Here is a 10,053-nt window from a genome sequence, read left to right as displayed (position 1 = left end):
ACGAGGGCGGGAGGAGGGACCCCACCCTTAGAAGCCCCTAAGACCTCCTTTCAGAATGAGTTGGTTGGGGTTTTGGCTGGTGGGGAACCCGATAGGGCATGGCTGCGCCGTGGGTCGTCGATGACGAGCTGTAGGATCTGGTCGAGCCGTTGATCCCGGTTCGGACCAGGAACTTCCGCCACCCCGGCCGCAAACGGCTGCCCGCCCGTGAGTGTCTGCAGGGCACCCTGTTCGTGCTGCACACCGGCATCGAGTGGGCCGACCTGCCCACCGAGTTGGGGTTCGGTTCCGGTTCCACCTGCAGGCGCCGGATGCTCGAGTGGGCGGAGGTAGGGGTCTGGCAGCGCCTGCACGAGGTGATGCTCGCCGAACTGCACGCGGCGAACAGGATCGACCGGTCCCGCGCGGCGATCGACTCCTCCCACGTGCGAGCACTAAAAGGGGGCGCTTCACCGGGCCCAGTCCGGTCGACCGCCGCAAGAGCGGGTCGAAACACCACCTGGTCGTCGACGGTGTCGGTCACCCACTGACGGTCGCGGTCAGCGCGGCCGACATTCCCGACACCAGCACACTGACCGAGATGCTCGACGCGATGCCCCGCGTCTCGGGCAAACCTGGACGTCCGAGGTGGCGGCCTGCGGTGATGCTCGCCGACTGTGGCTACGACAGCCAGGCCAACCGGAACGCCCTGCGCAGTCGGGGGATCGACCCACTGATCGCCCGACGCGGCCAGCCGCACGGCTCGGGGCCGGGCACGCTGCGGTGGGTGGTTGAACGCACCCTGTCCTGGCTGCACCAGTACCGACGTCTACGCACCCGCTGGGACCGCCGGACCGACCTACACCAAGGCTTCCTGAACCTGGCCTGTGCGCTGATCTGCCACCGACGCCTCCACTCATTCCGAAAGGAGGTCTAAGGCACACCTGCGGCTGCCAGTCCGTCGTAGGTTCGGCGCACGAAGGACAGCGACCGCAGCAGTTCCGACGAGGTGAGGCCGCGCGTCGCGCGGCTCTCGGCGATGCCGCGCAACGGCATCCGCCCGATCCGGGACCAGCGCAGGCTGCCGTCGGTGTCGATGTAGCTCCTGCTCTCCCCCGCGTTGTCCGGGTGCAGGCAGTACGGCACGTCGAGCAGGCCCGTCGCGAACGCCGTCAGGAACGCCTCGCCGAGGTCGTCGTTCAACGTCAGCACGGCCTCCACCAGTGCGCGGGCTTCGGCGTAGACGACGTTGCCCTCCAGGGAGGCGGGCGCGTGCGGCGTGCGGGCGGCGACGTCGGAGGCCAACCTCAGGGCGGCCACGTTCTCCTCGATCGACGGGATGCGCTGCGACTCCGCGACCGTCTTGACGATGATCCGCTCCGCCCCCGTGCGCGACGCCAGCCCCGCCGCCGCGCCGAGCAGCGCGCGCGCGCCGTTCTCGGTCTCCGGGAACAGGCCCATGTAGGCGTAGATGACGACGTGCCAGTCGACGTCCGGCAGGAGCGTCGAGCACAGCGCGCGCAGCGCGGCGACGGCTTCGGCGTCCTGGGCCTCGTTCGTCTGCTGCGCGTAGCTCACCGAGATGCTGCGTATGCCGTGCCGCCGGAAGAACACCGCTTCCAGCGCGCTGATCGCGACGAGCAGGCTCGGCGGGCACAGCTGCCCGAGCATGCACCCGCCGAACGTCTCCAGGTGCGGTTCCACGCCCGGCCCTCGCGCGGCGGCCATCAGCTCGGACGCCGCCGTCCAGTGCGCCACGGACTCCCGCAGCGGCACCCGCCCGTAGGGCAGGCAGTAGGAGATCGGGCCGCCCTCCGAGGCGTCCAGCCCGACCGCGAGCAGAGCGCGGATGATGTCCTCCGGCGCCGCCGAGCCGTGCCGCACCTGGACCGGGAAGTCCGGTCCGCAGAGGTCGTCGAGCACCGCCTCGGTGGTCCGGCGTTCGTGGCTGACGATCGGGTAGCCGTTGAGCGCGGCCCCTTCCAGCAGGGCCAGGCGGGCCGACTCCAGATCACCGACGCGCGTGTAGCTGTCGATGGTCAGGGTGCCGACCGTGGTCGCGCCCGCCTTCTTGGTGGCCCGCAGGCCCGCGCGCATCCGCTCGGGATCGCTCATCCCCATGCGCGGTTGCACGACGAGCCTGCCGCGCTCGCGCGCCTCGCGGACGAAGGCGCCGAAACCGGTTCCCGCGCGGGTCATACCCGCAGCCGCTGGGGGAGTGTGAACAGCAGGCGGCTGAACTCGTCGATGCCCCCGCCGTCCGCTCCGTCGGCGAACACCACGTCGTAGCCCGCCGCCTTCAGCTCGGCGACCTGCTCGGCGGAGGAGCTGCCGGTGATGCCGAGCTTGCCCCCGATCACGGCGGGGACGTCGGCCAGCTCCCGCCGCGCGCGCAGCCGTGCGACCATCCGGATGCCATCGTGGAAGCCGTGGCCGTTGACGCTGCTCACGACCACGAGGGCGGGCTGCTCCGCCACCGCCTCGTCGACGAGCAGGTCCTCGGGCACGCACGGGCCGAGGTTGACCACCCGCCTGCCGTGCTCCTCGATCAGCAGCTGGAGGTAGACGAGGTTCCAGGTGTGGGAGTCCGACGTGCCGCCCGCCACGAGCACGGGCTGGTCGTCCGCGTCGCCGGGGAGGAGGCCGAGGTTGTCGCGCTGCGACGAAGGAGTGCTCATCAGAGTGCCTCTCCGTGTTCGTATGCTCGTGAGTGCTCGATGTGGGAGGCGGAGATGACGTCCGCGCCGCGGACGACGACTTCGGTGGGCGCGGGCCTGCCGAGGAACATCAGCAGGCTCGCGGTCGGGCCGTAGGATCCGGCGTTGGGCACGGTCAGCAGTTCACCGGGCTCCAGGTCGGGCAGCCGGACCCCCCTGCCGAGCAGGTCACCGGGGGTGCACAGCGGGCCTGCGAGGTGCGCGCCCGCGCCGTCGGCGACGGCCTCGTGCGGCTCGACGGAGATCGGCATGATCCGCCCGAGCCCGGACATGCCGCCGAAGGTGTTGATCCCCGCGTCGAGGACCAGGTAGCGCTGTCCTCTGCTGTGCTTGACGTTGACGATCGAGGTCAGCAGCGTGCCGCTGTCCGCGACGAGGTACCGCCCCGACTCGCAGGCGATCCGGGGCGAGCCGTCCCGCCAGCCGGGGAAGTGCTCGTCGAGCGCCTCCGACATGGCCTTGCCCAGGTGCTCGTAGACGGGGCGGTGGCCCTGCACGGCGTACGGCGCGGCGAAACCACCGCCGATGTCGACGAAGCGGAACCGGACGCCGAGCACGTCCTGCAGCCGCGCGGCGCTGGTGATGGTGTGCTGGAACTCCGCGATGAGGCTGTCCTCGTCCTGGGTGTTGCTCAGCGGGAAGAAGTGCAGCCCGGCGATGTCCACCCCCGGCGCCTCGCGCAGAGCCGGGCCGAGGTCGGCCAGCGTCTCGCTGTCGAATCCGAACTGCGACGGCACACCGGTCATGCGGATGCTCGTCGCCGCGGCCCCCGTGGCGTTGTTGACCCGCAGGAGGCAGTCCGCGGTCACGCCCGCCTCCAGAGCCACCGCGCCGACGCGGCGCAGGTCGCCGATCGACTCGACCGAGAACAACCGCACGCCGTGCGCGATCGCTGTGGCGAGTTCGCCCGCCGTCTTGCCGGGGCCGGTGTAGAGCACCTCGTCACCGGGGAAACCTGCGCGCAGCACAGCGTCCAGCTCGCCGGTCGAGCTGATCTCCGCGCGGACGCCGCGTTCGCCGGACCGCAGCTCGCGCAGCAGTTCGGGGTGGGGGTTGGCCTTGGCTGCGTAGTACAGCACCACCTGCTCGGGCAGCGCCGCGAGCAGGTCGTCCCTCGCCGCCACGACGCGGTCGAGGTCGTAGACGAAGGTGGGCGTGCCGAAGCGGTCCGCGATCTCGCGGTGGCCGGTCATGGAGCGACTCCTTCCAGGAGCTTGGTGAGCCGGGCCCTGTCGTACTTGCCGTGCTGGGTCAGCGGCAGTTCCTCGACGATCCTCGCCACCGTGGGCACCTTCGCGGGTTCGAGCCTGCGCGCGAGTTCCCGCAGCAGTGCGTGCGGTTCGACGTCGCCCTCCACGAACACGGCGAGTTCACGGCCGTCCTCGGGCGGCACCGCGGCGGCAGCGCGCACCCCTGGCACGTCGACGGCCGCGGCCTCCAGCTCGCTCGTGCTCATGCGCACGCCCTTGTGCTTGAACATGTCGTCGCGGCGGCCCTCGTAGTAGAGGAACCCGTCCTCGTCCACGTGGCCGAAATCGCCTGTGTGCAACCGGAGCGCGCCACCGGGCCCGACGCGGAAGGACCGCGCGGTCTGCTGGGGGGCGCGCCAGTAGCCGGGCATGACGTGCGGTCCCTCGACGACGATCTCCCCGGTCCGCCACGGCGGCAGCGGCTCGCCGTGCTCGTCCACGGCGAAGGCGCGGGTTCCGGGCAGGGGCCTGCCCACCGAGTCCGGCTTGCCGCCCGCGAACTCCGGCGGCAGCACGGACACCCGCTTGCACTCGGTCTGCCCGAACTGGATGACCACCTCGCTGCCGGGGAAGGCCGCGCGCAGCGCGTCGGCGGTGGGCTTGGGCAGCGCGGCGCCGGTGTTGGTGAACATCCGCACCCGCGCGCCCTCCGGCACACCGCGCCGCGCGAGGGTGCCGATCATGGTGGCCAACGAGGGGACGATGGGCACGACGGTCGCGCCGGTGTCCACGATCCGGCGCAGCAGCAGCAGGTCCGACTCGCCGTCGGCGAGCACCAGCTCGCTGTGGCCGACGGCCGTGAGCAGCACCTTGTAGAGCCCGTAGTCCCAGGAGATCGGGAACCGGCAGAACACCACGTCGTCGGGCCGGTAGCCGAGTTCGGCGTTGATCGCCTCGGTGACGAACACCATCTGCCGGTGCGGGCAGATGACCGCTTTGGGGGCCGCGGTCGAGCCCGAGGTGTAGACGAGCACGGCGACGTCGTCGGGGCGCACGTCCGCGCCTGCCCCCCGCGCCTTCATCCGGCGCAGCTCCTCGATCTCACCCCACACACCGGAGAAGCCGCACACGCCCACGCCGCCGGAGAGCGCGGCGACGCGGTCCACCGCCTCGTCGGGCACGACGATGAGCGCGGGCTCGGCGTTCTGCACCACCCCGCGCAGGTGGTAGTCCTTCATCCCGGTGTTGACCGGCACCAGCACCGCGCCGCAGCGCGACGTGCCGTACAGCAGGGCCGCCAGTTCGCGGTTGCTCGGCAGCTGGACCAGCACGCGGTCGCCTCGACCGATGCCGGAGAGCGCCAGCCAGGCGTCGACGGCGTGGCTGTGGTCGGCCAGTTCCCGGTAGGTCCACCGGCCAGCGGAGTCGCTGATCGCGAAGGAGTCGGGGTGGCCCGCGAGGGCTTCGTCGAGCAGGTCGTGGACCAGGGCCGCCCTGGTGCGGGCCCCGGTGGTCTGCGTGGAGTTCACTTGTGGCTCGGGCCTTCCGTGCTGGTTCCCGGTCACCGGCCGCCACGATGGCGCGGCCGGCCTTGGAGCGCTGTCCCGCTCACCTCTGCGGCGAGCTTCGAGCGGTCGATCTTGCGGTTGCTGTTCAGCGGGAACGCGTCGATGTGGTAGTAGGCCCTCGGCACGACGCCGGGCGGCAGCCGGTCGCGCAGGTGACGGGCGAGCAGCGCGGGCGAGAGCGGCTCCCCGGTGTGGAACACGGCCAGCTCGACGGCGCCCTCCAGCTCCAGCGCCAGCGTGACGGCCTGGTCGACGCCTTCGCAGTCGCGGACCGCCGCGTCCACCTCGGCCAGTTCGACGCGGATGCCGTGCACCTGGACCTGGGAGTCCTTGCGGCCCAGGTAGAGCAGCCCCGAGCCGTCGGTGGCGAGCCGCGCGCGGTCGCCGGTGCGGTAGAAGCGCTTTCCCCCGTGCACCAGGAAGCGGTTCACGTCGTCGGCCGGGTCGAGGTAGCCTGCGGTCAGCTGCGGGCCCGCGACGCACAGCTCGCCCTCCCCGGTCCGGCTCGGCCTGCCGTCGTCGTCGAGCAGCAGCAGGTCGTGACCTTCGTGGAGTTCGCCGATGGGCACGACGTGGTGCTGTCGTTCCTCGGCGCACCAGCGGTGGGCGCTGACGGTGATCGTCAGTTCGGTGGGGCCGTAGAGGTTCTCCACGGTGGATCCCGAGGCGGCGAGCGCCCAGTCCCCCGCGTCGACGTCGTAGAGCGCCTCACCGGCGAAGAAGCTCCACCGCAGGGTGGGGAGGGATCCCGCCTGGAGAGCGCCGGTCCTGCGCGCCAGGGAGATCGCGCTCGGCGTGGAGAACCACACCGTGATGCCGTGCTCGCTCAGGAACTCGGGGAGCCGCGCGTAAGCGCGGGGCGGCAGCGGGACCACCGGCGCGCCCGCGCCCCAGGCGCAGAACAGGTCGAACATCGCGCAGTCGAAGTTGAGGTCGAAGGTCTGCGAGAAGACGTCCTCGGGACCGAAGTCGTAGCGCTTGTCCTGCAAGGCGAAGTAGTGCGCCGTGTTGGCGTGCGTGACCGGGACGCCCTTGGGGCGCCCCGTGGATCCCGAGGTGAACAGCACGTACGCGACATCGTGCGGACGTGTCGGCGCCGGGGCGGTCAACACGCTGCCGGGATCGACGTCGAGCCCCGGCGCGGGTTGGCCGCCCGGCGCGAACAACGTCGGCAGCTCAACCCCCTGCTCGGCCAGCGCGCGCAGCGCGGGCAGGGAGTCGTTGTCGGCGAGAAGCGCCTGCACACCGGCCGCCTCGATCATCTGCCGGGTGCGCGCCGGGGGGAACGCGGGCTGCAGCGGCACTACGGTCAGTCCGCTGTAGAACCCGGCGAGCAGGGTCGCGTAGGCCGAGGTTCCCCTGCCCACCAGCACACCGATCGTCCGGGTGTCCTCCGGGAGGCCGGCGAGCGCGGAGCCCGCGAGCAGCAGTGCCCGCTCGTGCAGCTCGCGGAAGGTCGTCACGTCCCCGTCCGCGCGCACCGCGGGCCGCTCCGGTGACAGGGCGAGGCCTCGGGAGAACCGTCCTGCCAGAGTGTCGTCGGTGACCTGGACCAGGTTCGCCGTCATGGCTCAGCGCGCCGCGTGGTCGAGTGTGCGCTCCACGGTCGACCACAGCGCGCCCGCCGTGCGGAAGGTCTCCATGCTCAGCGCGCTGTCGTCGAAGCGGACGCGGTACGTGTTCTCCAGAACGCTGAGCAGGTGCACCGCGTTCAGCGAGTCGAGGCCGAGTTCCTTGAGCTCGGCCTCCGGCGCCAGCTCCTCGCCGTCGGGCAGGAACGGCAGAAAGCCTCGGAGCAGGTTCTCGAAGTCATCGTTCCACATGGTTTCCTCCATCTGTCTGGCTCAGGCCGCGAGCACGCGGCGCCGGGGGGTCATCGCCAGCCTCGGCTGGGCGGCGACGACGTCGAACCGCTCCGCCGCGCACGGAACGCGGCCGAACAAGCTGTCCGGTCCGGCGACGCACAGCCGCCGCACACCGGACTCGCGCAGCGCGTCCGTGACGCTCGGCCAGTTCATCGGGTGGTCGAACCCGTCGAGCAGCATCGTGCGCAACTGCTCGCCGGTGTGCAGCAGCGAGCCGTCCTGGTCGGCGACGACGGGCAGCGAGGGGTCGGCGAACCGGTAGCGCGAGACCACCTCGCGCTCAGCCTTGTCGCGCAGCCCTCGGAAGAGGGAGGCGTGCATCGGCGGCCTCATCGTGTACAGCGGCATCCCGCCGATCCCGCGCACCCGCGCGACCAGCCACTCGACTTCCCCCTCCGCGATCGACACCATGAAGAACCCGTCGTCGATGTGGCAGGAGATCTCGTGCCACTCACCGCGTTCGGCGAGTTCGGCGAAGATCGGCTCGATCTTCGCCAGGGGCGCGCGGATGAAGGACAGCGTGACCACATCGGTGTGCTCCTCGGCGAAGTACTCGTCGAGGCACCGGGCGATGTCGGCGGTGAGCCGCACCGCGTCGGGCAGTTCGAGCACGCCGGTGTGGGCGAGCACCGCTTTCTCCCCGAAGCTGGGTCCCGTCACCACGTCCGGTGTCACGCCGAGGTCCGCCTCGGCCCACCGCGCGCAGGCGAGGCAGTTCACGAGGAACGCCACCTGCGCGGCCTCCGAGTAGTCGCCGGAGGCCTCGCGCAGCGCGTCGACCAGTGAGTAGCCGAGCACGTCGTCGGCCACGGCGACCAGTTCCCGCGCGAACGGGTTGGCCACCATGAACCGGCCGACGTCGCGGAACGGCACCGGTCCCATGCCGGGGAAGACCATCGCCGTGGTGAGCGCACCGCCGCCGCCCGGTGCCACCGGTGAGCCCATCGTTCAGAGCCCCTTGAGGAAGTCGACGAGCACCTCGTGGAAGCGTTCGGGCTCTTCGAGGTGCGGAAGGTGCGAGGATTCCTCGAACATCTCCCAGCGGGCGCCTTCGACGTGCTCCTCGTAAGGCCGCACCACGGTCGGCGTCGCCTCGTCGTGCCTGCCGCTGAGCAGCAGCGTCGGGGTGTCGATCGCGGGGAGGTCGTCGATGACCGAGAAGTCCTTGAGCGAGCCGATCACGTGGAATTCGTTCGGCCCGTTCATCGCGTAGTAGACGGCGGGATTGTTGTAGATCTCCATGAACGAGGAGACGAAGTCGCGCGGCCACGGCTGGACCCGGCAGACGTGCCGGTCGTAGAAGACCCGCATCGCCGCGAGGTACTCCTGGTCGTCGTAGGTGCCCGCCGCCTCGTGGCGGAGCAGGGCTTCCCTGCTCTCCTCGGGCAGGTCGGCGCGCAGGCGCGCCATCTCCTGCAACCAGATCGGGTAAGAGGCGGGCGCGTTGGCCACCACGAGCCCGCGCAGCCCCGCCGGGCCGGTCGCGGCGTGCTTCGCGCACAGCGGACCTCCCCACGACTGTCCGAAGAGGACGTAGTTGTCGTCGACCCCCAGGCTGGTCAGCAGGTTGTCCAGCTCCGCCATGAAGAGCTCGACCGTCCAGAACGCCGGATCGGCGTCGGGCAGGTGCGTCGACCCGCCGTTGCCGAGCTGGTCGTAGTGCACCACCGGCCAGCCGTCGTCCGCGAGCCGCGCCAGCGGTAGCAGGTAGTCGTGCGTGCTGCCGGGCCCACCGTGGACCACGACCACGGCGGGCCGGTCGCCGCCCGGCTCACCGGTCACGCGGTACCAGGTCCGGTAGTCGCGGAAAGCCACGGTTCCCTTGGCGCTGGGCGAGGGGACGCTGATTCCGAACGGCACGAAGACCACCTCCTTGGGCTGCATTCGCTGGAACGGGCCACGGCAGCGGCAAAACGGCGCGCTGACCGGAATTCCAATCGGAAGCTATCGCCGCCCTGGCCCCCTAAGAGCCCCTACGCGGCGGAGTGGGGTTCCGGTGCTCCGAGGGGAGGGTCCCCGTGTGGTACTGCTTTCGGAGATGCGCGACGCCCCGCCGGAAAGCCCGCGTGGCACAGCCGAAGCGCGCTGATCCGCGCGGCGTTTTCCAGGACGTGCGCCGAAAGTGGCGCGCGTCGATCATGAATGCTCGGCGCCCTCGCGGTGCGGGCGCTCCGGAGCAGGCGCGAGGGTGTGTCCCGGCGTGGTCCGACCGTGCCGCGAGCCGATCGGGCCGCCCGTCCGGAGCGCGCCCCACTTCCGAAACGCGCCCTAGTAGGGCTTTGTTAGGTCGAGTGATGGGATGGGTGGGCGGTGTGGTCTTCTGCGGTGGTGACGCCGGAGGAGATGGCCGAGGTTCGGCCGGTGATCGAGGAGTTCGCTGCGGAGGTGTTCGGCGGGTTCGCCCGTCGTGACCAGCGCGGGAAGGGCGAGCTGTACCTGCGTGGGCTGTTGTTGGACGGCAGGCGCAAGTCGATGCAGCCCATGGCCGAACGTCTCGGTGTCGATCATCAGCAGTTGCAGCAGTTCGTCACGACCTCGACCTGGGACCACGTCGAGGTGAGGCGGCGGTTGGCGGTATGGGCAGCGGGGTTCGTCGATCCGGACGCGTTGGCCGTGGACGACACCGGCTTCCCCAAGGACGGCACCTCCTCGCCCGGAGTGGCGCGGATGTACTGCGGAGCGTTGGGCAAGCGGGGCAACTGCCAGGTCGGAGTCAGCGTGCACGCGGTCACCG

General features: G+C 71.0%; 10 protein-coding genes. 2 read left to right on the top strand and 8 right to left on the bottom strand.

Translation table 11 applies throughout. From position 1 onward, the window contains the following. The first annotated feature begins 137 nt into the window (after nucleotides 1-137). A protein-coding gene (locus LV78_RS11535) for an IS5 family transposase (RefSeq protein ID WP_372494878.1) occupies nucleotides 138-916 on the top strand; the annotation gives its coding sequence in 2 pieces (ribosomal slippage) (nucleotides 138-438 and nucleotides 438-916; 780 coding nt in all). Here LV78_RS11535 and LV78_RS11530 read toward each other — a convergent pair. Genes LV78_RS11530 through LV78_RS11495 form a run of 8 tightly spaced genes read right to left on the bottom strand, consistent with a single transcriptional unit; the run spans nucleotide 913 to nucleotide 9,179 of the window. Then, the gene (locus LV78_RS11530; RefSeq protein WP_253844977.1) at nucleotides 913-2,178 is read right to left on the bottom strand and encodes a methylaspartate mutase; all 1,266 of its coding nucleotides are present in this window, start codon (nucleotides 2,176-2,178) and stop codon (nucleotides 913-915) included. The genes LV78_RS11535 and LV78_RS11530 overlap by 4 nt on opposite strands. Beyond that, on the bottom strand, nucleotides 2,175-2,657 hold the full coding sequence (locus tag LV78_RS11525; protein ID WP_253844975.1) for a cobalamin B12-binding domain-containing protein: 483 nt from the start codon (nucleotides 2,655-2,657) through the stop codon (nucleotides 2,175-2,177). The genes LV78_RS11530 and LV78_RS11525 overlap by 4 nt, the downstream gene beginning before the upstream one ends. Next, complete coding sequence (locus LV78_RS11520; RefSeq protein ID WP_253844973.1) at nucleotides 2,657-3,889, bottom strand: type III PLP-dependent enzyme domain-containing protein; 1,233 nt, start codon at nucleotides 3,887-3,889, stop codon at nucleotides 2,657-2,659. The genes LV78_RS11525 and LV78_RS11520 overlap by 1 nt, the downstream gene beginning before the upstream one ends. Continuing rightward, the gene (locus tag LV78_RS11515) at nucleotides 3,886-5,415 is read right to left on the bottom strand and encodes an AMP-binding protein (RefSeq protein WP_253844972.1); all 1,530 of its coding nucleotides are present in this window, start codon (nucleotides 5,413-5,415) and stop codon (nucleotides 3,886-3,888) included. Before LV78_RS11515 ends, LV78_RS11520 begins: the two co-directional genes overlap by 4 nt. A 32-nt stretch (nucleotides 5,416-5,447) precedes the next feature. Beyond that, a complete protein-coding gene (locus LV78_RS11510) occupies nucleotides 5,448-7,022 on the bottom strand; it encodes an AMP-binding protein (protein WP_253844970.1) in 1,575 nt (524 codons plus the stop codon). 3 nt (nucleotides 7,023-7,025) lie between these two features. Beyond that, nucleotides 7,026-7,277 (bottom strand): phosphopantetheine-binding protein, encoded by a 252-nt coding sequence (locus tag LV78_RS11505; protein ID WP_253844968.1) that lies wholly within the window; start codon nucleotides 7,275-7,277, stop codon nucleotides 7,026-7,028. A 21-nt stretch (nucleotides 7,278-7,298) separates the two neighbouring features. Then, nucleotides 7,299-8,264 carry an ACP S-malonyltransferase gene (locus LV78_RS11500; RefSeq protein ID WP_253844967.1) on the bottom strand — a complete coding sequence of 322 codons (966 nt, stop codon included), beginning with the start codon at nucleotides 8,262-8,264 and terminating at the stop codon, nucleotides 7,299-7,301. Nucleotides 8,265-8,267: 3 nt separating this feature from the next. Further along, nucleotides 8,268-9,179 (bottom strand): proline iminopeptidase-family hydrolase, encoded by a 912-nt coding sequence (locus LV78_RS11495; RefSeq protein WP_253844965.1) that lies wholly within the window; start codon nucleotides 9,177-9,179, stop codon nucleotides 8,268-8,270. Between the two features lie 483 nt (nucleotides 9,180-9,662). On the opposite strand from LV78_RS11495, the gene LV78_RS11490 reads away from it, so the two are divergent. Then, the coding region (locus LV78_RS11490; RefSeq protein ID WP_253845554.1) for a transposase at nucleotides 9,663-10,053 on the top strand (391 nt) is incomplete at its 3' end.

Origin of the sequence: Actinosynnema pretiosum, from assembly GCF_024171695.1 — a bacterium.
Taxonomy (GTDB): domain Bacteria; phylum Actinomycetota; class Actinomycetes; order Mycobacteriales; family Pseudonocardiaceae; genus Actinosynnema; species Actinosynnema pretiosum.
This window is presented reverse-complemented; position numbering and strand designations above follow the sequence as displayed.